Genomic DNA, 24,903 nt, shown 5'->3' with positions numbered 1-24,903 from the left:
TTAATATGATGTTAAAAGCAGAGGGTATAGTATCCGGCAGAGCCTAATGAGATACCAGAATATCTTTACGCTTCTTAAGTTTGTTTTGTTTTTAATGATATTGATTTAGCTTATCGCCGGCGTCATAACATTATCGACAGGGGACATTATGCTTAAGCATTATCAGACATTTAAGAAAAAAAGCGTTGCAGTGTTAATGGGATGTGCACTTCTGCCCGCAGCAGCGCTGTGGTCGATGGGCGCGCAGGCGGTAACGGCCGTCTACGTCTCTGCTGCCACTGACGGCGTAATTGATGCCTACACACTCAATACGCAAAGTGGTGAATTAACCGCTATTGGGAAAGCAGCCGCAGGCGCGAAAGTGATGCCGATGGCCGTTAGCCCGGATAAATCCTTCCTCTATGCTGCGACGCGCGGCATTCCTTACTCGGCGGTTAGCTATAAAATCGACCCTAAAAGCGGTGCGCTGAGCCCATTAGGCAAAGCGGAACTGCCGGACAGCATGGCCTACATCTCGACGGACCGTACGGGAAAGTGGCTGTTCAGCGCCTCGTACGGCGGTAATAAAGTCGCGGTTAATGGCATTGATAAAGACGGCAAGGTGAACGCGAGTGTCGTCACCGTGGTGCCAACAGGCGAGAAGGCACACAGTATTATTGCCGATCGCAAAAATAAGTTCGTTTTTGCCAGCAACCTGGGCAGCGACCAAATCGTACAGTTCCGGTTTGATGCGAAAACCGGCACGCTGACGCCAAATGAACCGGCAGAAATTAAGCTGCCTAAAGGAAACGGGCCGCGTCATCTGGTGTTATCACCCGATAATAAAACGCTTTACGTGAGCAATGAGCTGTCTGGCAAAGTCGCGCGTCTGGCGTTGAATGAAAATACAGGGCAGCTCACGCTGTTGGATTACACAGACACCGTGCCGGCTGATGCGGGGATGCGAGCGGGAACCGTTACGCCAGATAAAAATAGCACGGACAGTCGCCCACAGATATGGAGCGCCGATTTACGTCTGACGCCAAATGGAAAATTCCTGTACGTATCGGAACGCACCAAAAGCACGATTGCGCTGCTGCGGGTAGAACCGAAAACCGGACAGCTGCAATACATCACGCGCTATCCGACGGAAACACAGCCGCGCGGCATTCAGATCGATCCAAGTGGGAAATTCCTGATCGCCAGCGGCGAAAAATCGACATCGCTGTCGGTGTATCGCATCAATCAGGATAATGGGGATTTAGTGCGAGTCGGGCAATACCCGACTGGAAAAGGCGCGAACTGGGTCGAAATCGTTAACCTGCCGTAATGGTCGCCCATCAATGAAAAACGCCCCTTTCTGTGAAAGGGGCGCTCGTCTACCGGTGATTATTTCGCTGCGTCGGCGGCGGTTTTCACCCAGCCGTCAAACAGCTGCTGGTGGGCTTTGATCCAGCCATCAACATGACGTTCGATATCTTTCTGTGAACCCTGACCTTCATGCATACGCAGGTTCTGCGCATTCACATCAGCAATCGGCAGCTTCATGATAGCGAACAGTTTCGCCGCCGCCGGGTTTTTCTCGGCCCACGCTTTATTCGCGGCAATCTTCATCGTGTTGACTGGGAAGCCATAGTCAGCACCGTTTGGCAGCTTGGTGCTGACATCCTTCATTTCACCCGGTTGGGAAGAGAAAGGCACCTGCAACCAGACGACGTCACGTCCCGGCACCAGCACATCACTTACCCAGTACGGCGTCCACGTGTAGTACAGAATCGGTTTACCTTCTTTATAACGGGTGATGGTATCGGCAATCATCGCCGCATAGTTACCCTGATTATGTTCTACCGTGTTGGTTAAGCCATAGGCAGGCAGGTGGTGGTTGATGGCCGCTTCACATCCCCAGCCCGGCGTACAGCCCGTCAGATCGGCTTTACCGTCGCCGTTGGTATCAAACAGCTTGGCGATTTTCGGATCTTTTAGCTGAGCAATATTGGTGATTTTGTATTTCTCAGCTGTTTTCTTATCGATCAGATAACCCTGTGCGGCACCGGAGACATATTCACCCTGACGGTAGAATTTTGCGTCCCCGCCAGCGGCTTTGTACTGATCGGCGTGCAGCGGATCCCAGTTCACGGCGATAAACGTCGCATCGCCGGAGGCAATTGAGGTGTAGGCCACGTTGTAGTCCACTTCACGCGGAGGCTGCACGTCATAGCCCAGCTTTTCCAACGCGCGGCTGACCAACAGCGTCTGGAACGTTTCCTCGGAGATGGTGCTTTGCACCGGAATAACGGTGATACCTTTACCAGGTTGCGCGGTGTCTGCGGCGTAAACCTGCGTACTCAACAGGGCGGTAGTCAGGGCGGCGGCCCAAAGTTTGGTGTTACGCATCATGATTCCCTCTGTTTTTATCGTGCGTTATTGCTTGATGAAAGGACGGGTCAACAGGCCAATCGGGCCGCTGGTGTACCAACTTTTGTTGCCCTTGCTGCGGCGATCGCGTCCCAGAGACTGCGTCAGGCGGTCAAGAATAATCGCCAGAATAACGATCCCGACGCCGCCGACGGCAGCCAGACCCATATCCAGACGGCCGATACCGCGCAGTACCATCTGGCCCAAACCGCCTACTGCGATCATCGAGGCGATAACTACCATCGACAGTGCCAGCATCAGCGTCTGGTTAACACCGGCCATGATGGTCGGCATGGCCAGCGGGAGCTGAACCTTAAACAGCATCTGGCGCGGACTGGCCCCGAATGACTCGGCAGCTTCGATCAAATCGGCTGGAACCTGACGAATACCCAGAATCGTTAAGCGAATAATCGGCGGCAGGGCAAAGATTATCGTCACTACGACGCCCGGCACGTTACCGATACCGAATAGCATGACGATAGGCACCAGATAGACGAACGCGGGCGTCGTCTGCATGGCATCTAACAGCGGCCGGATAAACTTCGCGGCCCGTTCGCTACGCGCCAGCCAAATCCCCATGGGGAGCCCGATGAGCACGCAGAAGAACAACGCGGTCAGCACCAGCGCTAGCGTGATTATGGCCTGAGACCAGGCACCAATCGCACCGATGGCGATCAGCGACAGCAGGGTGGCGACACCCATGCCTAAGCTGGACATCTGCCAGGCAAGCAGCGAGAACACCAGAATGGCAATCGGCGCAGGCATACCCAATAGAAACTGCTGGAAGCCGCTCAGAATAAAGTCGACCGGGACGCGAACGCCCTGAAAGACCGGTCTGAAGTGCAGCACAACCCAATCGATCCCGTGGGTGACCCAACTGTCCAGCGGGATCAGCGTGTCCTTAAACGGATCGAGCAGGTTGAAATGCTCGGGCGTTGCAGGGGCGGCGCTGTTTAACCAGTCACTGCCGGATTGTGCCGCCTGATGGGCAGCATCGGCTGAACCATCGGGAGCCGGTGCGGTGCTCCAGGCATCGCTGCCGTTAGCGGGTGCATCCTGAGCAGGTGCGCCGGTAGACCAGGGATCGCTTTGTGCTGCGTGGTCAGGCGTCGCACCATGCTGTGCGGGTGCCTGATCGGCGGGCGCGCTCTGCGTGCTGGTTGCCCACGGATCGTTTTGCTGTGCGCTGTTAGCCTGTTCAGGGGCTGCGTTTTGATCGGCCGGCTGATGTTGTGCCGTGGTGTTGTTCCACGGATTTGATGTTGATTTACTCATTGGTCACTCCTTCCTTATCCAGTGCCTGTAGCAACATTCCTTTGGAAATGATGCCAATGTACTCATGGTTTTCGCCGATGACAGGAACGGCACAGGGAGCCTGTGCGACCTGAGAAATCAGCTCGTTGAGTGACATATCTGCGGGCACGGGAGCAGGTTCGGGCAGTAACGCCTGTTCCAACGGCTGCTGTTCTTTCAGCGCCTGCTTCAGTGAATCAATCGAGACGACGCCAATGAAGCGTTTTCCGCCTTCCAGCACGTAGCCGTAATCACGGTCTTCGTCCTGAAGGATTTTCAGCGCGGAACGTGGGCCCACGCCGGGCGTTTTACGGATTAAGGTGACCGGGCGACGGCGAGCGATATCTTTGGCGCTAAACACGTGGCTGATATCGACGCCGCGGAAAAAGGTGCGCACATAGTCATTGGCTGGGTTATTCAGGATTTCATCGGGCGTACCGACCTGAATGACTTCACCGCCGTGCATAATCGCAATGCGGTCGCCGATGCGCATCGCTTCATCCAGATCGTGCGAGATAAAGACGATAGTGCGTTGATGACGAGACTGGAGTTTGACTAACTCATCCTGCATTTCAGTACGAATCAGGGGATCGAGTGCGGAGAACGCCTCATCCATCAGCAGGATATCGGGGTCATTCGCTAACGCACGTGCCAGACCGACACGCTGCCGCATCCCGCCAGACAGCTCATCCGGGTAAGACGAGGCGTAGGCTTCAAGACCAACCTGCTGCAAGGCATCCAGCGCTTTTTGCTCACGTTCCGCTTTCGGCACGCCAGCCAATTCCATACCAAACGCGGTATTGTTGAGAATGTTCAGATGCGGCATCAGCGCAAAGGATTGAAACACCATACTGATCTTCTTGCGGCGTACGTCACGCAGCGCGGTATCGGATATCTTGGAGATATCCTCACCGTCGATCAGCACCTGACCCCGAGTGGGTTCGATCAGACGATTGAGAAGGCGTACCATGGTTGATTTGCCGGAACCGGATAATCCCATGATGACAAATATCTCGCCTTCTTCAATGGCCAGACTGGCATCTTTCACGCCGACAGTAAGCCCTGTTTTTTCAAATACCTGATCTTTGCTCAGGCCTTTATCAATCAGTTTAAATGCTCTGTCAGGATGCTCGCCAAATATCTTATAAAGATTCTTTACTTCAAGTTTAATTGCCATGAAATTATTGTTTTCCTATGTCGTTTATAATTCTATAACGTAGCCCTGATAATGATTAAACATAATCTACCCTACCATAATCAGATTCTGAGACAACCCTTGATTGCCTCAAGGGCGTTTCCCGGAAGGCGAATATTCACGATAACAGTAACGTTATTATTACTGTCTTATCTTCATGATTTACGTGATCTTTATGATTTTTGAATGGAAAGGTAATTCTTTTTATAACAGTGTGTTATCTGTTGATTTCTACGCGTTGGATTCGCGGGGGATATAACCTTTTCTGATGGTGGATAAACCGCGATTTATAGTGAATTTCACTAATCGAATAATATGATAAATAAATCACATTTTTCGGGTTATAGACACTCAAATAGACCGACGTAAGTACATTTTTTACTTATGATATCTGTCGGTATTTTATACAGTATAGCAAAGATATAGCGGGTAAAATGATTGCGTTAATTCCCACCAATAAATGAGAGTGTTCTGAATAATATATCTGTCATATTTAGGAGGAATAAAAGCAGGGTGGTAGCGCTGATTCGATGGGATGTTTCGTTAACCATCGCGTGTTTCTCTTTTGCCGATCTCGATCATATTATCCATGGTGATGATGTGGTTATAGTGGCTGGATATCACCCACAGCGATTATCGAAAGGGGGCCATAGTGTTAGATCACCTGAGCATTCCGGTGAGGGATATTATCCGTAGCCGACAATTCTATGAAGCGGCGCTCAAGCCGTTGGGTTATCGCCTGATTAAGGACATGTCATTCGCTGTCAGCTTTGCAGTGATGGAAGGATATGGGCAGTCCAGCGATCCCGGCGGCGAGTTCTGGATTTATCAGTCGAAGGGCGAGTCGTGTCCGGCGGTGCATTTTGCGTTCAGCGCCGCCTCGCGAGAGCATGTTGAGGCTTTCTTTGCCGCCGCTACTGCGGCAGGAGGCATAGATAACGGGCCGCCAGAGCTGCGACCGCATTATCATCAGGATTACTACGCTGCATTCGTGCACGACCCCGATGGTTACAATATTGAAGCGGTGTATCACCGCCAGCCTTGAGGATGTGGGGTCGATAGACAGGGCAAGAGGGGGAAAGTCCCCCTTTACTATTCGCTCATCAGGCTGACGTGGGCGGCGACAACGCGCCAGCCTTCGGGCATTTTTACCCAGGTTTGCATTTGGCGGCCGATCTTCGTACTGCCTGCGCGGGTAAACTCCGTGCTGGCGACGGCCATATCATGACCATAAGTGGTGATGACCGTATTACGCAGGGTTCTGTCCAGACCAGCAGAAGGACGAGCGAGGCGAAAGGCGCGAATCTCCTCGATCCCGTACAGATTTTCTCCCGCACCATAGCGCACCGTTTTTTCATCGTGCCAGAACAGTTCATCCAGCACCGCAACGTCATTACCCGTTAAGGCTTGCTCATAGCGATAGAACGCAGCGGTCACGTCGGCCAGCACATCCGGCTGGTTAATATCCTCAGGCAACATATTTTCTTTCCTCTACTGTATAAGTGATGCCCTGCTGCTCAAGCGCCCACGCCGTCCGCAGGCAAAGATCCTCGCGCCACGGTGCGGCAATAATCTGCACTCCGATTGGCAGGCCACTCGCGGTCGCTACCGGTACCGTCACGACGGGCAGCCCGACGAAAGAGATCGGCTGTGTCAGCATGCCCATACTGGCGCGGACGGGCAGGTCGGTATCATTAATGCGCATGGTTTCCTGCCCAATGAGCGTGGCGGAACAGGGCGTCGCCGGGGCGATCAGCAGGTCGGTGTGTTCAAACAGCGCCAGCGTCTGTTGACGGAAATAATTACGGAAGCGCTGAGCCTGCACATACCAGGCGGCGGGGATCATTGCGCCTGCCAGCAGTCGCTCGCGCGACAGGGGCTCGAAGTGCTCAGGCTGCGTGCGTAAGGCTGGCAGATACTGATTTCCCCCTTCGCTGGCCGACAGAATAAAGGCGGCACTACGTGCCAGTGCGGCATCGGTTAACGTCAGGCTGTTCTGCGCGCTCAGCGCCTGTGCGATCTGACGAACGGCGGCGTTGGCCTCCTCACTGGTCCACGTGGAGAAATAGCCATTGAGCACCGCGTAGCGTAACCCGTCACTGCCCGCTTCCAACAGTGCGGCGGTATGCTGCGTTTCCCGCTTGGCCTGAAAACGATCGTGTTCATCGCGACCTTGTAAGGCGTCGAACACCAAGGCCAGATCGTCTGCGCTACGTGCCAGCGGGCCGATATGGTCGAGGCTGGCGACAAACGGGTGGCTGCCATGGCGTGATAAGCGGCCAAACGTCGGCTTTAGCCCGAAAATGCCGCAGAGTGACGACGGCACGCGGATCGAACCATTGGTGTCGCTGCCGAGCGAGAAGTTAACCAAGCCTGCTGCAACGGCGGCGGCCGACCCACCAGACGATCCACCCGCAATGCGCTGTGTGTCGAGCGGGTTGTGCGTGGGGCCGTAATGGCTGTTTTCGGTGGTAAAGCCGTAGGCATAGGCATCCATATTCAACATGCCGGACAGCAGCGCGCCCTGACCAGTAAGCTGGCGGATGGCAAAGGCATCCTGTGCGGCAGGCGGTCGCTGGCTGAAAAGCTCGGCACCTGCCAGCGTCGTTTCGCCGCTGACGTCAAACAGGTTCTTGACGGCGTAAGGCACGCCGGCCAGCGCGGGCAAGGTTTCACCGCGTTGGCGGCAGGTGTCGATGCGATCGGCCTCTGCCAGCATACGTTCGCCAGTAATATGGGTATAGGCATTAATGGTGGGGTTGGTCTGCTCAATGGCACCCAGCGCCTGCTGTGCAAGCTCTCTGGCGGAGAACGTGCCGGCTTGTAAACCTTGCTGAATCTGCCGGATAGATAATGATGAGGACGCGCTTTTGGCGTGTAAGCTCATAGCGTATAAGCTCCTAGCGTATAAACACCGGCAATTTCCTGATGCTCATCAAGAGGAAAATCCATCAGCGGCTGTGCCATGGCGTGAATGCGGCTGAACTGCACTAATAGCTCCTGACGCCTTTCCTGACTGAGCTGCAGCGCCAGCAGCGTTTCCATGTGCTGAAGATAAGCGGCTAACGTGTCGTTATCGATAGATGGTGTCGTCATGCGGTGTTCTCCCTGTTGAGTCATGATTAAAAACCTGCTGCGCTGCCGTTGCTGCGCGGATCGAAGGCGCCTTCCAGCATGCCGTTGGTGTGCCGCACAATGGCCCCCGCGTGGCCGACTGTTTCACTAAAGCTGCTCAAGAGTTCGACGTCGTGACCGAGCTGACGCAGGGCATCTACGGTGGCGGGTTTAAAGCGATCTTCGATCTTCAGCGTATCGGAGACCTGTCCCCAGGTGCGGCCCAGCAGCCAGCGCGGGGCGGTTATCGCCTGTTGCAGCGGCAGCCCTTGCTGAACGTGACGGATAAAGATGGCCGCCTGCGTCTGCGGCTGTCCGTCGCCGCCCATCGAGCCGTAGATCATCGTTCGACCGTCGGACAGGCGTGCGGCGGCAGGGTTTAAGGTATGAAAAGGCTGTTTACCGGGCTCTAGCGCCAGCAGGTGTGCCGGATCGAGGCTGAACGAGGCACCGCGGTTTTGCCAGAGCACGCCGGTTCCCGGTAAGACCACGCCGCTGCCAAACTCGTGGTAAATGCTTTGAATGAAAGAGACGCACAGGCCGCTGTTGTCGCATACGCCCATCCAGACGGTGTCGCCGGGGCCTTTGCCTTCTCCCCACGGTGCGGCTTTTCGAGTGTCGACCTGCCGAGCCAGCACGCCGAGCGCATCGTTTTCCAGCAGTGTCTGAACATCCTGCGTCATCAGCTTGGGATCGGTAATGAAGCGGTCGCGCAGGCCAAACGCCAGCTTGGTCGATTCGACAATACGGTGGATCGTCTGGCTATCGTTCAGATCTTCCATGTCTAAATGATCGGTCAGACCGAGAATCGCGAGCGACACCAGCCCCTGCGTTGGCGGCGCGAGGTTATAGATGTCGCCTTTACTGTGCTTCAGTACCAGCGGCGTTGTCCGCCTGGCGCGGTAATTTGCCAGATCGTCAGCCGTTAGCGGCATACCGAGCTGCGCCATCTGTGACGACAGCCTGGCAGCGACGGAGCCGCGATAAAAACTGTCCAACCCTTCAAGGCTCAGCGTTGTCAGGGTATCGGCTAAATCCGACTGCGTGAAACGACTGCCCGCGCGCGGGATATTCCCCTGCGGCATAAACAGCTGGCTAAAGGCCGGACAATCGTTCAGTTCGTGATAGCGCTGGGTGAGTGCATCTTCCTGAGACTGCGTGACGGGAATGCCGTCAGCCGCATAGCGAATCGCATCAGATAACAGGCGAGCCAGCGGAATTGGCGTACCGCCTCTTTTTTGTAAATAGGTAAGTTCTTGTGAATAGGCCAGCGCTTCTTGCCAGCCGCCGACAGTGCCCGCGACCGTCAACGCCGCTTTTGGGCCGCGGTGTGGAATGCGGCTTTCGCCCTGATAGTACTCACGGCAGGCCAGCGACCCCGCCGCCCCACTGGCATCAATAGCAATCGGCTCACCGTGTGGCGGCACAATCAGCCAGAAACCGTCGCCGCCGATCCCGTTCATATGCGGGTACACCACGGCAATGGTTGCCGCCGCCGCGACCATGGCTTCAATGGCGTTGCCGCCTTCACGCAGAATCGCCAACGCGCTGGCACTGGCTAAATGATGAGGTGCGACCGCCATGCCCAGCGGGGCGGTGTTGGTTTGCATCATCTCAGGATTCCTTTTTAAGTTTTATGTAGGGTGATGAGTTCTATTAACCCTAGCTTTAAGCAAACGGCGTTCCAGTTTTTTATTGCGGTGGAAAGTCCGTCTGCGGTGCAGGAGGAGGTATCTATATCATCCTGACAATCCTGTGCTATGTTCTGCGACATGAAACAAACGTTACAGCAAGTGCAACGGGTGAGAGACGATGATGCAAATAGATGAACGATTACGGGATCGCTACAGCGAGCTTTCACCGCAGGAGCAGCGCGTCGCGGATTTCATCTTCGATCACTTTGACGATTTAATTAGCTACAACAGCGCCGAGCTGGCGAGGCTGAGCGGCGTCTCCAAAGCGACCGTCAGCCGGTTGTTCAAACGGCTGGGCTACCCCAGCTACCGCGACATGCGCGATGAACTCAGAACGCTGCGCCAAAGCGGGATGCCGCTGGCGGATAACCGGGATGCCGTGCAGGGGAATACGCTGCTGGCGCGGCATTACAAGCAGGAAATGGCGAACCTGACGCAGTGGATAAACCAGATTGACCCCGTGCAGTTTGGCGCGGTGATTCAGGCGCTGATGCAGGCGCAGCGCCTGTGTTTGATTGGGCTGCGCAATAGCTATCCGGTGGCGCTGCACCTGCGCCAACAGCTGCTCCAGATCCGCCAACAGGTCACGCTGCTGACACAGCCGGGGCAGACGTTATCCGAAGAGCTGGTGGATCTCACTGCGCAGGATGTCGTGATTGTGGTGGCTTTTCGCCGCCGTCCGCGCCTGATTCAGCCGCTATTGGCGCAGTTGCAAAAGCGCGGCGTTCCTGTGCTGCTGCTGTGTGAACCACAGGTGAGTACGCTAATGTCGCTGGCAACCTGGTCATTGTGCGTCCCGCTGGACAGCGTCTCGGCGTTTGACAGCTATTCGTCTGCCATGAGTCTGGTGAACGTGATCAGCAATGCGCTGCTGCATGAAATGCTGCGTGACGGACGCCAACGCATCCACCAGATCGTGGATCTTTATGGTGAATTGGATGAGCTTGAGCAACGCTAATGGTGCGTTGGGATGGTGCTGGTGCACTAAAATGGTGCTAATTGATTGGTGTTCTTATCTGTCATGTGGCTTGTTTCGGGCGTGATAAACCCGGATTATTTTTGTGACATAGCGCCACGCCCGACATAGGGCAGCTCAAACGCCGCTTGCCCTATGAACCCAGGCTTTTTTCGCGGAATTGCGCCGCTTCGCGGTACCCTCGGTGTTCATGCCCGCAACACGGACCGCCAGCGACGCGCTCCCGACGCGGCGCTGACTTTCGCGGCGTCCATGCCGCTCATCCGGCGGTCATGCTCACCTCAGCGCAATTTTTTACGCGAATAATGCATAAAAACAGAAGACTCGGGCGTGGTGCATGAGTTGCATAAATTATCTTTCTGCAATCACGCACGAAATTTTTCACCGATATCGCATATCCATAATCATATCCATAGTCCTATCCCATGTTTTAGCCAAACTTTCTGACACACCGTACCCAATAGCACAGAAGGCGTTAATTTAATCTGGCACACTCCTTGCTTAATATCTGCAACGATGGTTTCAACTTTTGTTTTTAAAGAATCTTTCGTTTCAATTATACTAACCGGGGGCAGAGACGATGTTGATCAATAAACTGGGCATCAAAAAAGGGTTACTGGCGGTGATGGGCGCGGCAATGTTACTGGTTCAAGCTGGTAGCGCGATGGCCGATCAGTTGCAGGATATCGAGAAGCGCGGTGTGCTGCGTGTCGCTGTCCCGCAGGATTTCCCGCCGTTTGGATCGGTAGGAACGGATCTGCAACCACAGGGGTATGACATCGATATCGCTCGCTATCTGGCGAAAGAGATGAAACTAAAGTTGCAGCTGGTTCCAGTAACCAGCGCCAACCGCGTGCCGTATCTGCAAACCAACAAAGTTGACCTGGTGATCTCCAGTCTGGGCAAAAATGCCGAGCGTGAAAAAGTGATCGATTTCAGCCGTGCCTATGCACCGTTTTTCCTCGGCGTATTTGGGCCGAAAGACAGCACGCTGACATCGTCAGAAGCATTGGAAGGCAAAAGCATCGGCGTTACGCGCGGTGCGGTAGAAGACATGGTGCTGACGGATATCGCGCCAAAGGCCGCACAGATTAAGCGCTACGAAGATAACAACACCACGCTGTCGGCGTACCTGTCCGGGCAGGTGGAATATGTTGCAACGGGTAACCTGGTTGTGGCGGCTATCGCCGAGCAGAACCCGACGAAAGCGCCAGTCGCGAAGTTTATGCTGAAAGACTCGCCGTGCTACATCGGGCTGAAAAAAGATGAGCCTGCGCTGAAAGCGAAAGTCGACGCGTTGATTGAGCAAGCGCTGAAAGACAATACGCTCAATACCCTGTCGGAAAAATGGCTGAAAGCGCCGCTGCCGGCCAGCATCAAGGCTTAACGGGAGCACGCCATGACCTATCAGCTTAATTTTTCTGCGCTGTTTCCGTTCTGGCCTGAGCTGCTGGAGGGGTTGTGGGTCACCATTGAGCTGACGGTCATGGCAACCCTCGGCGGCATTGCTATCGGCATCTTCGGTGCGGCCTTGCGCAGCGGCAAGCCCACTCTGCTGAGTCGGCTATGGGGTGTCTACGTCGAGCTGATCCGCAATACGCCGTTTGTGGTTCAGCTGTTCTTCATCGTCTTCGGCTTGCCGAGTCTGGGCTTGAAGCTCACCGCCGGACAGGCCGCGCTGTTGGCGATGTTGATTAATCTGGGAGCGTACAGCACCGAGATTATCCGCGCGGGGATTCAGGTGACGCCAAAAGGCCAGTGGGAAGCTGCCCGCGTGCTGGGGCTGACGCGAATGCAGACCTTTTTACGTGTGATTCTGCCGCCTGCGCTCCAGCGGATTTATCCGGCGCTGGTTAGCCAGTGCATCATTGTCATGCTGGGGTCGTCGGTGGTGTCGCAGGTGTCTTACGAGGAACTGACCTTTGCCGCCAACCTGATTCAGTCCCGTACGTTTTTGAGCTTTGAAGTGTATCTGGCAACCACGCTGTGTTATCTGGTGCTGTCTGTTCTGATGCGACAACTCTTACTGCTGGCAGGTCGGCGCTTTCTGGGGAATCCGTCATGATGACATTTACCGACTGGGATATTGTGCGCAACCTGCTGCTGGCGGCACGTTGGACGCTACTGCTGTCGCTGACGGCGTTTATCGGCGGCGCGATAGTGACTTTTCCGCTGATGTTGTTGCGGCTGACTAAACGCAAATGGCCGACACGTCTTGTCCATTTGTATTCCGAGCTGTTTCAGGGCACGCCGCTGCTGATGCAGCTATTCCTCGCCTTTTTCGGGCTGGCGCTGTTCGGCATCGATGTGAGCCCGTGGACGGCGGCAGCACTGGCGCTGACGCTCTTTACCAGCGCCTTTCTGGTGGATATCTGGTGCGGCAGTGTCGAAGCCTTGCCGAAAGGGCAGTGGGAAGCGTCGCGCTGCCTCGGGCTGGATTTCGGCCAAACGCTCTATCGGGTGATTGCGCCGCAGGCGATGCGTATCGCCATCGCGCCTACCGTGGGGTTTTCCGTGCAGGTGATTAAAGGTACCGCGCTGGCGTCGATTATCGGGTTTATCGAACTGACCAAGGCGGGAACCATGTTGAATAACGTGACCTATCAGCCGTTTAAAGTGTTCGGATTGGTGGCGCTGGGCTACTTCCTGATGTGCTATCCGCTCTCTTACTACAGCCGCTATCTGGAGAAGAAATTCAATGCCGCTCATCACCATTAATCAGGTTCAAAAATATTACGGCCAGAACCATGTCCTGAAAGGCGTGGATCTGGATATTGAAATGGGTGAGGTCATTTCGATCATCGGGCGCAGCGGCTCTGGTAAGAGCACGCTATTGCGCTGCATGAACGGTCTGGAAGGCTACCAGGACGGCAGCATCAAGCTGGGCGGGATGACGGTCACCGACAGGGATTCGCAGGCGCGGGAAATCAGCCGCTCGGTCGGGATGGTGTTCCAGAACTTCAATCTGTTTCCGCACATGACGGCGCTGGAAAACGTGATGCTGGCACCGCGCCGCGTGCTGGGTAAAAGCGCAGCGGAGTGCCGTGAGCTGGGCGAGCGGGTGTTGAAAAAGGTGGGGCTGGGTGAGCGCCTTCACTATTACCCTGCCAACCTGTCGGGCGGCCAGCAGCAGCGCGTCGCGATTGCCCGTGCGCTGGCGATGAACCCGAAAGTCCTGCTGTGCGATGAAATTACCTCGGCGCTCGATCCTGAATTAGTCGGCGAAGTACTGAAGGTGCTGGAACAGCTGGCCGCAGAAGGTATGACGCTGATTCTGGTGACGCATGAAATGAATTTTGCCCGTGAAGTGGGCGACCGCGTGGTGTTTATGCATCAGGGCACGGTCTGGGAGCAGGGCGACAGCAAAACGCTGTTCGCCAACCCGCAGACCCGCGAACTGAAACAGTTCATCGCCTCGGTCCGAGGACTGTCGGAAGCGTAAGGCTTCTCCCTCTTTTGAGCTAATCACACACGGAAACGTACATCAAATCATTCGATTAGCAAATTAGTAACGTAAAGAATCTGGAGCAGATAACCATGAACAGCGAACTGTACGCGCAAATCAATCCCCCTCATCGCCTGCTGATGGGGCCGGGGCCGATCAATGCCGATCCGCGCGTATTACGGGCAATGGCCAGCCAACTGGTGGGGCAGTATGACCCCGCGATGACGAACTACATGAATCAGGTCATGGAGCTCTATCGTCAGCTTTTCCGTACGGAAAACCGTTGGACGATGCTGGTAGACGGTACCTCGCGTGCGGGCATTGAAGCGATTTTGCTGTCGGCGATCCGCCCCGGCGATAAGGTGCTGGTACCCGTGTTTGGCCGTTTTGGTCATCTGCTGTGCGAGATTGCCCGCCGCTGTCGTGCTGATGTTCATACCATTGAAGTGCCGTGGGGCGAGGTGTTCTCGCCGGACCAGATCGAAGATGCGATCAAAGCAGTACGCCCGCGTTTACTGTTGACGGTGCAGGGCGATACGTCGACCACCATGCTGCAACCGCTAGAAGAACTGGGCGAGATCTGCCGCCGTCACGGCGTACTGTTCTATACCGATGCCACGGCGTCTTTTGGCGGCAACCCGTTGGAAACGGATAAGTGGGGACTGGATGCGGTTTCCGCCGGATTGCAGAAGTGCCTCGGCGGGCCGTCTGGCAGCTCACCGATCACGCTCAGCCCGCAGATGGAAGCAGTGATCCGTCGTCGCAAATGTATTGAACAGGGGATCCGAACGGACGCCCATCAGGACGGCGACGACGAGATGATCTATTCCAACTATTTCGATTTGGGCATGGTGATGGATTACTGGGGGCCAGAGCGCCTGAACCACCACACCGAGGCGACGAGCATGCTGTTTGCCGCACGCGAGTGTGCCCGAACGATCCTCGAAGAAGGATTGGATCGCAGCATTGCCCGTCATGCGCTGCACGGTAGTGCGCTGGTGGCGGGGATTCAGGGAATGGGGCTGGAGACCTTTGGCTCGCTGACCCACAAAATGAATAACGTACTGGGTGTGGTGATCCCTGACGGCGTTCACGGTGAGCAGGTGCGTAAGCTGCTGCTGGAAGACTTCGCCATTGAGATCGGCACGTCCTTTGGCCCGCTTCAGGGCAAGATCTGGCGCATCGGGACGATGGGCTACAACGCGCGTAAAGACTGCGTGATGCAAACGCTGACGGCGCTGGAGGCGGTGCTGAATCACCTTGGTTTCCGCACCGTGCAGGGCGAAGCCTTGCAGGCTGCCTGGAATTGCTACGCGGCAGATGAGGGACGTGCATGAGTGAAATGTTGATGTTGCCCGTTGCCGCACAGGCCGCCGCTGAGCAGATTATGTCACGCTGCGATGCGCTGGCTGAAATCAGCGAAATGCCCGGCCAGCTGACCCGTGTTTATCTGTCGCTGGAGCACCTGCGTGCCAATGCGCAGGTGGGAGAATGGATGCGCGAAGCGGGCATGAACGTCTGGCAGGATAGCGTGGGCAACATTTGTGGTCGCTATGAAGGATTAACCTCGGATGCGCCAGCGCTGTTGCTCGGTTCGCATCTGGATACGGTACGCAATGCCGGACGATATGACGGCATGCTGGGTGTATTGACGGCGATCGAAGTGGTACGTGCGTTCCATCAACAGGGGATGCGTTTGCCCGTGGCGCTGGAAATCATTGGCTTCGGCGATGAAGAAGGCACGCGTTTTGGCATTACGCTGCTGGGTAGCCGAGGGCTAACGGGTACCTGGCCGGAGAACTGGCTGGAGTGTAAGGATGCCGAGGGCACCAGTGTGGCGCAGGCGTTGACCATTGCGGGGCTGGATCCGCTTGAGGTGGCACTGGCGGCACGTCCGGTCAGCGATATCACCGCCTATCTGGAGTTGCATATCGAACAAGGGCCGTGTCTGGAGCAGCAGGATCTGGCGCTGGGCGTGGTCACCGCGATCAACGGGGCGCGGCGGCTTAATTGCACGTTTCTCGGGCTGGCGGGGCATGCGGGCACGGTGCCGATGACGCAGCGGCAGGATGCGCTGGCAGCAGCTGCCGATTGGATGGCGCAGGCAGAGCGGATAACGCGGGAAAGCGATCCTCATCTGGTCGCCACGTTTGGCACGTTGCAGTGCTTACCGGGTGCGGCGAACGTCATTCCCGGTGAGGTGAAGATGACGCTGGATATTCGCGGGCCGGAGGATGCACCGCTGGATGCGCTGCTACAAAAACTCCTGACGCTAGGGCAGGCTATCGCGCACCAGCGCGGCTGCCAGTTCAGCGCCGAAGAGTATTATCGTATTGCGGCAACCCGCTGCGATCCCGCGTTGCAGTCGGTATTAAACGACGCGGTGACGCAGGTGCAGGGGAAAACGCTGATGCTGCCAAGCGGCGCGGGGCACGATGCGATTGCTATTGCCGAATGCTGGCCGGTAGCGATGCTGTTTGTCCGCTGCCGCGGCGGCATCAGCCACCATCCTGACGAGTCCGTTACCACGGCAGATGTGGCGCTGGCGCTACAGGCGTTCTATCAGGCGGTGTTCTACCACGCCTCTGCACAGTAACGACAGCTACGGCAATGACAGCTACAGCGTAAAGCGGTCGGCGTCGCGCCAAGCGGGGAAGGATTCCCGGTAGCTTTGCAACGCTTCCAGCGACAGCTCGGCGTCCAGACGGGCGGGCTGGTTGGGGGCGGCAGAGGCCAGAATCTCTCCCTGTGCATTAATAATCAGGCTATCGCCACGGTAGCTGTGGCCGTTGCCGTCGGTACCGACGCGGTTGCAGCCTGCAACGTAGGCCTGATTCTCAATGGCGCGCGCCGCCAGCAGCGTCTGCCAGTGTGCGGCTCGTGGCGCTGGCCAGTTGGCGACATACAGCGCCAGATCGTAGTCCTGTCGGTTGCGCGACCAGACAGGGAAACGCAGGTCGTAGCAGATCATCGGGCAGATGCGCCAGCCGCGCCATTCAAGGGTGACCCGTTCCGTGCCAGCCTGATAGTGATGGTGTTCGTCCGCCATGCGGAACAGGTGGCGCTTATCGTAGTGATGCACCTCGCCGTGCGGATCGACCAGCAGGAACCGGTTCACCGCGCCTTTCGGCGTATTTACCGCGACGCTGCCGCCGATCAGCGCATTCGTCTTCTGCGCCCATTGGTGCAGCCACGTCTCTACAACCGACTGATCCAGACTGCCTTTGGCGGCTTCCATCGCAAAACCGGTAGTGAACATCTCCGGCAGCACGATCAGATCGCGTCCTGCCACATCACGCCCGCTCATCTCCGCTAATAAGGTATCGAAATGGCGCAGGTTAGCTTCCCCATCGCGCCAGATCAGCGGCTGTTGCAGCAATGAAATCTTTAAAGTCGACATAAACGCTCCGCAGCGGCATCCAACGTTGCTTCCTGTTTAGCAAAGCATAGTCGAATCAACGTATGTGGGAACGGATCGGCGCAAAAGACGGACAGCGGAATGGCGGCGACGCCAACGTGCTCGGTCAGCCAGCGGCAGAAGCTGACATCGTCCAGATCGGAAATTGCCCGATAGTCCGCCAGCAGGAAGTAAGTGCCTTCGCAGGGCAGAATGTCAAAACGGCTGCCTGACAGCGCCTTGATGAAGCGATCGCGACGCGCGCGGTAAAAATCGGGCAGTTCACGCCAGTGTTGCGGCTGTTCACGCAGCATATCGGCAATCGCGAACTGCGCGGGCGTGTTCACGGAGAACGTCAGATACTGGTGAACCTTACGTACTTCTGCGCTTAAGGCGGCTGGGGCGACGCAATAACCGACTTTCCAGCCGGTCATGTGGAACGTTTTGCCAAATGATGAAACGGCGATAGCGCGTTGGCGCAGCGACGGATGGGCCAGTACGCTGGCGTGTCCTTCGCTGTCAAAACAAATGTGTTCGTAGACTTCATCGCTCAGCACGAAGATGTTACGCGCGGCAATCGCCTGCCATAGCTGCTCAAAATCAGCCTTCTGCCAGACGGTGGCGGACGGATTGTGCGGCGTATTCAGGATGACCAAACGAGTGCGGTCGCTCAGCAGCTCAGCAAAATGCGACCAGTCCACGCGAAAGGCGGGCGGTTGTAAGGCGATGCGCTTGAGTACGCCGCCGGCCAGCGTAACGGCAGGCGCATAGCTGTCATAGCTGGGATCGAAACAAATCACTTCGTCGCCGGGACGTACCAGCGCGGCAATGGCGGCAAACAGCGCTTCGGTCGCACCCGCCGTGACGGTCACTTCGCTATCGGCATCCGGCCTCCAGCCGTACAGCTCTTCCGTTTTTTCAGCAATCGCCTGACGCAGCGGCGCGACGCCAGTCATTGGCGCATATTGGTTGGCGCCCTGACTGACGTGATACGCCAGCCGCTGTTGTAAATAGTCCGGGCCGTCAAAATCAGGGAAACCTTGTGATAGATTGATGGCCTGATGCTGTTGGGCCAGCGCACTCATCTGGGTGAAGATGGTGGTGCCCAGCGAAGGCAGTTTACTGTCGGGGATCAGAGCGGCGCTCATAGCGGGGTGGAACTCCTGCAAGCCTGTATTGCTTGGTAATATAACATGCTGTTAGTATTTGGCAATCAAGACGCTTGGACGTTTAAACGGCTAAATGCCTTTGCGTGCTAAGACATAATGAAAAGATCTAAACCTGCAACTGCATGCTTTGAAACAGAAAGACCAAAACGGGAAGCCTCATGACTGAAAATCAACAATTGACGGCGCTGCTTGCGGCCTGCCACTGGATAGGTGAAAAGGGCTGGTGTCCGGCGACGGGCGGCAATATGTCCGTGCGCCTTGATGAAGCGCAGTGCCTGATTACCGAATCGGGTAAAGATAAAGGCAGCCTTCAGGCAGAGGATTTCCTGCTGGTGGAGATTGCCACTAACCATGTGCCGAGCGGTCGCACGCCGTCGGCGGAAACGGGGCTGCATACGCTGTTGTATCGCAGTGAGCCGACTATCGGCGCGGTGCTGCACACGCATTCGGTGAACGCGACGGTGCTGTCTCGGGTAGAGAAGGGCGCTGAACTGGTGCTGCACGGCTACGAAATGCAAAAGTCTCTGGCGGGACAAACCACCCATTTGGATCGCGTGGCGATCCCTATTTTCGATAACGATCAAGATATTCCGGCGCTGGCGCAGCGGGTAACCGAGTACGCCAGCCATACGCCGCTACGCTACGGCTTTCTGGTGCGCGGCCACGGCCTTTACTGCTGGGGCGCGACGGTGAAAGAAGCGCGTCGTCATCTGGAAGGGCTAGAGTTCCTGTTCCAATGCGAATTGCAACGTCGACTGTTGGAGGCGAAAGCATGATTAAGGCAATTGTGACCGATATCGAAGGCACCACCAGCGATATCCGTTTTGTTCACAGCGTGCTGTTTCCTTATGCCCGCGAACGTCTGGCCGACACCGTTCGGCAGCACGGTAGCGATCCGGAGATCGCGCAGGCGCTGGACGCGTTGCGTCAGGAGCTAGGTCAGCCGGATGCGGATAGCGAGACGCTGATTGCCGCGCTGAACCAGTTTATGGATGAAGATCGTAAATCCACCGCGCTGAAGCAGCTGCAAGGCATTATCTGGCGTACGGGCTACCGTAACGGTGATTTTCAGGGGCATCTGTATCCTGAAGTGGCCGCGCAGCTCGCCACGTGGCAGCAGCAGGGCCTGCGCCTGTATGTGTACTCGTCAGGCTCGGTGGAAGCGCAGCAACTGCTGTTCGGCTATAGCAACGCTGGCGATCTGCGCCCGCTGTTCAGCGACTATTTTGATACCCGCGTCGGTGCGAAGCGCGAGACCGATTCTTATCGCACGATTGCGCAAGCCATCGGGCTGCCTGCTGAGCAACTGTTGTTCCTGTCGGATATCCGTCAGGAGCTGGATGCCGCGCAGGAAGCCGGTTGGCACGCCTGTCAGCTTATTCGTGATGACGCGGATAACGTAAGCCGTCACCGTCAGGTGGCACGTTTTGACCAGATCGACTTACCGGAGTACGCCCAATGAGTGGATTAACCATTTTTAGCGACAGCGATGCAAGCCAGCCGATTTGGCAAAGTCAGGATGCCGAGGCAATTCAGAAAGAGCTGAATGAGATTGGCGTGCGTTTTGAACGCTGGGAAGCCAGCCAGAAGCTGAGCGATGCGCCGTCGTCTGAGGAAGTGCTATCGGCCTATCAGCATGAAATCGACAAGCTGGTGGCAGAAAAAGGCTATCAGAGCTGGGACGTTATCAGCATGCGTTCCGATAATCCGCAGCGTGCGGAGCTACGCACCAAATTTTTATCCGAGCATGTCCACCATGAAGACGAAGTGCGTTTTTTCGTCGAAGGCGCGGGACTGTTCTGTCTGCACCTGAACGGCAAGATTTACCAGATCCTGTGTGAGAAGAACGATCTGCTGTCTGTACCCGCAGGCACGGCACACTGGTTTGACATGGGGCCGGAACCGCACTTCACCGCCATCCGCCTGTTCGATAACCCGGAAGGTTGGATCGCGCATTTTACCGGCGATAAGATCGCCGATGCGTATCCGAAGCTGGAGCGCTAGCGCGTAGGGTTTTATCCCTTTATTCCACGAAAAAATTTTAGGCCTTTCTTTGATTGAGTCTTTTTGATTCACTATCTAATTTTTGCGCTATTAGCACTATGAACATCTTGTTATCCTTTACGCGTATTTTCTTAAAAGGAATAGCGTCAAGGATGCCACATGGAACGTTTTCGTCACTCTTCACACCGCTTCAGCCCCGCGACCTTCTTGTTTACCACGACGTGAACACACTGCATCTCTGCTCAACGTAAACTTTCTGCGCTTTTCACCCGCGTAGCGTTGTTAGCCAATAGGGCGTCTTTATAACGTCTTGTTGTTATCAATGTGATGCTTTATCAACATGAACTGTGGTGTGAGCAGACTCAGACCACAGTTTTAAGCATTTTGCTTTTCATCAGGGAGCTGCGGAACGCATCGGCGCATGCGGTAGCCGTGGCAGCAGAGCAAGAATAAAAATAAGGAGAAAGCAGGTGGCAAACAGTACAGGATTACAGTTCACCGTAAAGGTCGGTGCCCTGGAAGCAGGCACTTTCGCGGTAGTGGATTTCAGGCTGGATGAAGGGCTGAGCCGGCCTTTTAGCCTGTCGCTGAGTCTGGCGAGCGCGTTGCCGGATGTTGACTTCGGCGCGGTGCTGGACCAGCCGTGCGAGCTGATGATTTGGTATGAAGGCGAACTGAAACGTCGCGTCAGCGGGATTGTCAGTGGCTTCACGCAGGGTGACACCGGATTCCGCCGCACGCGCTATCAGGTGGAAGTCCGTCCTGCCCTGTGGCGACTGGGATTACGCACCAACGCCCGCATCTTTCAGGCGCAAAAGCCGGAGGCGATTATCGGTGCACTGCTGGAAGAAGCGGGCATTACCGACTACGCCTTTGCGCTGCGTAACGAGCACGCGGTGCGCGAATATTGCGTGCAGTATCGGGAAAGCGATTTAGCCTTTATCACCCGGCTGGCCGCTGAGGAGGGAATGTATTTCTTCCATGAATACGAAGAAGGTAAACATCGAGTAGTGTTTGCCGACGATGCGGGTGCGCTGACCAAAGGCCCTGAGCTGTTCTTCAATCTGGCGACGCAGGGGCTGAGCGAGGGCGAATATGTCCGGCGCTTCCACTATGCGGAGCGGGTGAGTACGGCCGAAGTCGAGCTGAAAGACTACAGCTTCAAGACACCGGCTTACGGGCTATTGCACAAGAAAATGAGCGGTGAGCTGGAGCATCAGCGCGAAAGCTATCAGCATTACGACTATCCAGGTCGCTATAAGCAAGACCCGAGCGGCAAGGCGTTCAGTGGTTACCGGCTGGATGCACTACGTTCAGGGGCGGTGACGAGCGAAGGGGAATCCAACTGCGCGGGCTGATGCCGGGCAACACCTTCACCCTGACGGAGCACCCGAATGCGGCGCTGAACGCGGTGTGGCAGACGGTGAGCGTGACGCACGTCGGGCAGCAGCCGCAGGCGCTGGAAGAGGAAAGCGGCGGCGAACCGACGACCATGAGCAACAGTTTTGCCGTGGTGAAAGGCACGACGACATGGCGTGCCGCGATGCCATACAAACCGATGGTGGACGGCCCGCAAATTGCTACCGTCGTCGGCCCGACGGGAGAAGAGATTTACTGCGACCAGTATGGTCGGGTAAAACTGCAATTCCCGTGGGATCGCTACGGTGCGAGTAACGACCAGAGTTCCTGCTGGGTGCGCGTCAGTCAGGGCTGGGCGGGCGGCCAGTACGGCATGATTGCCATCCCGCGTATCGGCCATGAAGTGATCGTCAGCTTCCTTGAAGGCGATCCGGATCAGCCGATTGTTACCGGGCGTACTTTCCACGTCACTAACCACGTCGTCTGGCACATCAAACACGACGCACATACGGATATTGATCATGAGCGAGTGACCCGCATCAAAGCAAACGATCACCTGACGGTGGAGAACGAGAAACGTGACCACGTGAAAGGAGGCCTCTCGCTGACCGTTGATGCGTCGATGCATCAGAAACTGGGGCAAGCGTTACTGGTTGAGGCGGGTGAGGAAGTGCATGTAAAAGCGGGGGCTAAGGTGGTTCTTGAAGCGGGCGCGGAGCTGACGCTGAAAGTCGGGGGAAGCTTCGTGAAGATCGATCCCAGTGGCGTGACGCTGGTCGGCCCCAGCATCAAGATGAATTCAGGTGGCAGCCCGGGTTGTGGCTCTGGTTGGGCAGGTCAACTGCCCTCATTACCGGGAACGGTTGAGGTGATTGCGCCGCCCCAACTGCCCAAAATACCGCCTCTTGAAAAACCGGTCTGTATTCCCTGTCTGCTGCGTGCCATGGCGCAGGGCGATGCATTGATACAGGGAGAATAAGATGCTACCTGAAACTATCTGGCACCGTGGTGCCTGTATCGCCCTGCTGGAAGGGGCGAATCTCACCGCTGAACAACGTGAACGGTTGAGCAAAAATCCGTTTTTACCGCTCTATTTTCATGATGACTTGTTTGAACTGATCAATCTGGGTCCCTGGCTTTGGCATTGTTCACCAGAGGACGAAAGATTACTGGCGACGCTTGTTCAGCAGGGGCACGTGGTTGGCCTGTTGGAGAGCGAGCAATCCCTTAGCGCTTTGCAAAAGCAACTGGCTTTGGGTGTGAGGGTGATTGAACCCGAAGGGCAATTTAGCCAACTGCTGCGGTTCTACACGCCACACGCGCTGCCTCTGCTTGTTGAACAACACGACGCCCCGTGGCTCGGTGGGCTGTTTGGCGGGATCGATCGCTGGTGGTTACGAGAATGCGACGGCAGTTGGCACGACCTGAGCCTATCGATCCCTCCCACTGAACCTGTTCTGGTGAAATTGACGTCTGAGTTATATCAAGCGTTGCAAGGTTCGCCTGACGAGCATCGCGTACTGGCCCTTTGGCAAGAGGGAGATCTCTGTGGGCATTTCCCGCCCTGTGAAAGGATGAGCATGGTTCGTAAGGCGCTGAGAAAAGCCCAGCAGGCTGGTGCGACAGAGTCTCAAAGACGGTTGTGGGCATTAGCCTATCTGGAAGGTGGCCGTCAGGCGTTGGAAGAGCAAAAGGGACAAGTATGAGTGCGGCAAGTGGTTTAACAAGAGCCATCTCGGGGTTGATCACGGCGATATGGCAGATCTTGCCGCGCTGGGGGCGGTGGCTGGCAAGCATTCTGCTGGTGCTCTGGCTGTGCTGGACGTTCCTGATACAGGAGCGGCATGGCGGAGCGTCAATCGTTGTTCATTCGGTTATCGATCGTCCCATTAGCTATGTGTACGTCAACGGCAATATGGGGAGTAATACCTTTGCGTTTGATGGATTTCATGCAGGGGGAGGGGGAAGTGCTGGTCCCTATCGGATAGACGGAGATACGGTCAAAATAGATTGGCTACTGAGTGCCACTCTAAAGCAACAAGAAGAACAGGGATTTCAGCCTGAGAAACATACTATCACCTTACCTATGCCTAAACGGGAGAAAGGCCAGAATGGTTTCTGTGTGCTGATGTTACCTGATAACAAACCGATGATCAGGTGGGCCGAAAGCTGTGTCGTTGAAATGGATAGCATCGTCGATACCTATAGAACAAGGAGATAAATAAGGTGGGTTGGGATGATCTTGAATGTCGCGTTGCGCGTGAAGGGAGCCGTCATCAGGCGGGCGTGACGGCTACTCAGCCAGTAATAAGGGAATTGAACCAGCAAGAACAAAGGGAACAAGCATGAGTGTGGCAAGTGGTTTAACAAGAGTGATATCGGGGCTGATCACGGCGATATGGCAGATATTACCGCGCTGGGGGCGGTGGTTGGCAAGCATTCTGCTGGTACTTTGGCTGGGCTGGATGTTTCTGATTCAGGAACGGCATGGCGGAGCGTCAATCGTTGTCCATTCGGTGATCGACCGCCCCATTAGCTATGTGTATGTCAATGGCAATATGGGAGGGAATACCGACGCATTTGATGGGCTTAATACGGGAGGCAGTTCTGCGGGACCTTATCGGATAGAGGGAGATACAGTTAAGATAAAATGGGAACTGGCGATGACCCGCCGACAATATGACGAATTGGGCTATCGCCCTGAGATTCATACAGTTATTTTACCAATGCCTAAGAGGGAAAAAGGACAAGATAATTTCTATGTGCTGTTTCTGCCGGATAACCAGGTGATGGTGCGCTGGGTTGGGTGGGGTATTCCTGGTATGAAAGATGTGATTGATACTTATCGAACAAGGAAGTAAAG

General features: G+C 55.8%; 24 protein-coding genes and 1 pseudogene. 16 read left to right on the top strand and 9 right to left on the bottom strand.

The window, feature by feature from the left end; translation table 11 throughout:
* Positions 1 to 148: 148 nt before the first annotated feature.
* Positions 149 to 1,309 carry a lactonase family protein gene (locus HP572_RS15125; RefSeq protein WP_240583642.1) on the top strand — a complete coding sequence of 387 codons (1,161 nt, stop codon included), beginning with the start codon at positions 149 to 151 and terminating at the stop codon, positions 1,307 to 1,309.
* Positions 1,310 to 1,368: 59 nt separating this feature from the next.
* Here HP572_RS15125 and proX read toward each other — a convergent pair whose 3' ends face one another.
* The 3 genes from proX to proV are packed head-to-tail and all read right to left on the bottom strand — an operon-like array spanning position 1,369 to position 4,864.
* Positions 1,369 to 2,373, bottom strand: coding sequence for a glycine betaine/L-proline ABC transporter substrate-binding protein ProX (gene proX, locus HP572_RS15120; RefSeq protein ID WP_205554838.1), 1,005 nt, complete (start codon positions 2,371 to 2,373; stop codon positions 1,369 to 1,371).
* A gap of 27 nt (positions 2,374 to 2,400) precedes the next feature.
* Positions 2,401 to 3,669, bottom strand: a complete 1,269-nt coding sequence (proW, locus tag HP572_RS15115; RefSeq protein WP_240583641.1) for a glycine betaine/L-proline ABC transporter permease ProW — start codon at positions 3,667 to 3,669, stop codon at positions 2,401 to 2,403.
* Positions 3,662 to 4,864, bottom strand: coding sequence for a glycine betaine/L-proline ABC transporter ATP-binding protein ProV (gene proV, locus HP572_RS15110; RefSeq protein WP_240583640.1), 1,203 nt, complete (start codon positions 4,862 to 4,864; stop codon positions 3,662 to 3,664). The genes proW and proV overlap by 8 nt, the downstream gene beginning before the upstream one ends.
* A gap of 670 nt (positions 4,865 to 5,534) precedes the next feature.
* On the opposite strand from proV, the gene HP572_RS15105 reads away from it, so the two are divergent.
* Positions 5,535 to 5,927: a VOC family protein gene (locus HP572_RS15105; protein ID WP_240583639.1), complete on the top strand. Its 393-nt coding sequence runs from the start codon at positions 5,535 to 5,537 to the stop codon at positions 5,925 to 5,927.
* 47 nt (positions 5,928 to 5,974) lie between these two features.
* Here HP572_RS15105 and hpxZ read toward each other — a convergent pair whose 3' ends face one another.
* The 4 genes from hpxZ to HP572_RS15085 are packed head-to-tail and all read right to left on the bottom strand — an operon-like array spanning position 5,975 to position 9,609.
* A complete protein-coding gene (gene hpxZ / locus HP572_RS15100; protein ID WP_109412993.1) occupies positions 5,975 to 6,361 on the bottom strand; it encodes an oxalurate catabolism protein HpxZ in 387 nt (128 codons plus the stop codon).
* The gene (locus HP572_RS15095; protein ID WP_240583638.1) at positions 6,351 to 7,769 is read right to left on the bottom strand and encodes an AtzE family amidohydrolase; all 1,419 of its coding nucleotides are present in this window, start codon (positions 7,767 to 7,769) and stop codon (positions 6,351 to 6,353) included. Before HP572_RS15095 ends, hpxZ begins: the two co-directional genes overlap by 11 nt.
* A complete protein-coding gene (gene hpxX / locus HP572_RS15090; RefSeq protein ID WP_095992738.1) occupies positions 7,766 to 7,978 on the bottom strand; it encodes an oxalurate catabolism protein HpxX in 213 nt (70 codons plus the stop codon). Before hpxX ends, HP572_RS15095 begins: the two co-directional genes overlap by 4 nt.
* Before the next feature lie 26 nt (positions 7,979 to 8,004).
* Complete coding sequence (locus HP572_RS15085; protein WP_240583637.1) at positions 8,005 to 9,609, bottom strand: gamma-glutamyltransferase family protein; 1,605 nt, start codon at positions 9,607 to 9,609, stop codon at positions 8,005 to 8,007.
* Positions 9,610 to 9,808: 199 nt separating this feature from the next.
* Between HP572_RS15085 and HP572_RS15080 the strand changes: the two genes are divergently transcribed.
* The 7 genes from HP572_RS15080 to hpxK all read left to right on the top strand — a co-directional run bounded on the left by HP572_RS15080 (position 9,809) and on the right by hpxK (position 16,707).
* A complete protein-coding gene (locus tag HP572_RS15080) occupies positions 9,809 to 10,648 on the top strand; it encodes a MurR/RpiR family transcriptional regulator (RefSeq protein WP_039486985.1) in 840 nt (279 codons plus the stop codon).
* 598 nt (positions 10,649 to 11,246) lie between these two features.
* Entirely contained in the window at positions 11,247 to 12,053 is an 807-nt protein-coding gene (locus HP572_RS15075) for a transporter substrate-binding domain-containing protein (RefSeq protein WP_039504765.1), read from the top strand.
* A 12-nt stretch (positions 12,054 to 12,065) separates the two neighbouring features.
* Complete coding sequence (locus HP572_RS15070) at positions 12,066 to 12,731, top strand: amino acid ABC transporter permease (protein ID WP_010282622.1); 666 nt, start codon at positions 12,066 to 12,068, stop codon at positions 12,729 to 12,731.
* Positions 12,731 to 13,384, top strand: coding sequence for an amino acid ABC transporter permease (locus HP572_RS15065; RefSeq protein WP_029368898.1), 654 nt, complete (start codon positions 12,731 to 12,733; stop codon positions 13,382 to 13,384). The genes HP572_RS15070 and HP572_RS15065 overlap by 1 nt, the downstream gene beginning before the upstream one ends.
* Complete coding sequence (locus tag HP572_RS15060; RefSeq protein WP_014916424.1) at positions 13,365 to 14,108, top strand: amino acid ABC transporter ATP-binding protein; 744 nt, start codon at positions 13,365 to 13,367, stop codon at positions 14,106 to 14,108. The genes HP572_RS15065 and HP572_RS15060 overlap by 20 nt, the downstream gene beginning before the upstream one ends.
* 95 nt (positions 14,109 to 14,203) lie before the next feature.
* Positions 14,204 to 15,448 carry an alanine--glyoxylate aminotransferase family protein gene (locus tag HP572_RS15055; RefSeq protein WP_240583636.1) on the top strand — a complete coding sequence of 415 codons (1,245 nt, stop codon included), beginning with the start codon at positions 14,204 to 14,206 and terminating at the stop codon, positions 15,446 to 15,448.
* Positions 15,445 to 16,707 (top strand): allantoate amidohydrolase, encoded by a 1,263-nt coding sequence (gene hpxK, locus HP572_RS15050; protein ID WP_240583635.1) that lies wholly within the window; start codon positions 15,445 to 15,447, stop codon positions 16,705 to 16,707. Before HP572_RS15055 ends, hpxK begins: the two co-directional genes overlap by 4 nt.
* A 21-nt stretch (positions 16,708 to 16,728) precedes the next feature.
* Here the strand turns inward: hpxK and HP572_RS15045 are convergent, their stop codons facing one another.
* Both HP572_RS15045 and HP572_RS15040 read right to left on the bottom strand, forming a co-directional pair.
* A complete protein-coding gene (locus tag HP572_RS15045) occupies positions 16,729 to 17,511 on the bottom strand; it encodes an amidohydrolase (RefSeq protein WP_240583634.1) in 783 nt (260 codons plus the stop codon).
* The gene (locus HP572_RS15040) at positions 17,499 to 18,656 is read right to left on the bottom strand and encodes a pyridoxal phosphate-dependent aminotransferase (protein WP_205569397.1); all 1,158 of its coding nucleotides are present in this window, start codon (positions 18,654 to 18,656) and stop codon (positions 17,499 to 17,501) included. The genes HP572_RS15045 and HP572_RS15040 overlap by 13 nt, the downstream gene beginning before the upstream one ends.
* A gap of 179 nt (positions 18,657 to 18,835) precedes the next feature.
* Here HP572_RS15040 and HP572_RS15035 point away from each other — a divergent pair, with 179 nt between their 5' ends.
* From HP572_RS15035 to HP572_RS15005, 7 genes and pseudogenes are all read left to right on the top strand, one after another.
* Positions 18,836 to 19,453 carry a methylthioribulose 1-phosphate dehydratase gene (locus HP572_RS15035; RefSeq protein ID WP_205554720.1) on the top strand — a complete coding sequence of 206 codons (618 nt, stop codon included), beginning with the start codon at positions 18,836 to 18,838 and terminating at the stop codon, positions 19,451 to 19,453.
* Positions 19,450 to 20,139: an acireductone synthase gene (gene mtnC / locus HP572_RS15030; RefSeq protein WP_240583633.1), complete on the top strand. Its 690-nt coding sequence runs from the start codon at positions 19,450 to 19,452 to the stop codon at positions 20,137 to 20,139. The genes HP572_RS15035 and mtnC overlap by 4 nt, the downstream gene beginning before the upstream one ends.
* On the top strand, positions 20,136 to 20,681 hold the full coding sequence (locus HP572_RS15025; protein ID WP_240583632.1) for an acireductone dioxygenase: 546 nt from the start codon (positions 20,136 to 20,138) through the stop codon (positions 20,679 to 20,681). The genes mtnC and HP572_RS15025 overlap by 4 nt, the downstream gene beginning before the upstream one ends.
* Positions 20,682 to 21,151: 470 nt before the next feature.
* Positions 21,152 to 23,019: pseudogene (tssI, locus tag HP572_RS15020) on the top strand (type VI secretion system tip protein TssI/VgrG).
* A 1-nt stretch (position 23,020) separates the two neighbouring features.
* Positions 23,021 to 23,746, top strand: a complete 726-nt coding sequence (locus HP572_RS15015; RefSeq protein ID WP_240583631.1) for a DUF4123 domain-containing protein — start codon at positions 23,021 to 23,023, stop codon at positions 23,744 to 23,746.
* A complete protein-coding gene (locus tag HP572_RS15010) occupies positions 23,743 to 24,261 on the top strand; it encodes a hypothetical protein (protein WP_240583630.1) in 519 nt (172 codons plus the stop codon). Before HP572_RS15015 ends, HP572_RS15010 begins: the two co-directional genes overlap by 4 nt.
* A 124-nt stretch (positions 24,262 to 24,385) precedes the next feature.
* Positions 24,386 to 24,901 carry a DUF3304 domain-containing protein gene (locus HP572_RS15005; RefSeq protein WP_240583629.1) on the top strand — a complete coding sequence of 172 codons (516 nt, stop codon included), beginning with the start codon at positions 24,386 to 24,388 and terminating at the stop codon, positions 24,899 to 24,901.
* Positions 24,902 to 24,903 lie beyond the last annotated feature (2 nt).

It is taken from the genome of Pectobacterium sp. PL64 (assembly GCF_022477975.1).
Taxonomy (GTDB): domain Bacteria; phylum Pseudomonadota; class Gammaproteobacteria; order Enterobacterales; family Enterobacteriaceae; genus Pectobacterium; species Pectobacterium jejuense.
Note: the sequence above shows the minus strand (reverse complement) of the source record. Positions and strands in the feature narration are given on the sequence as shown.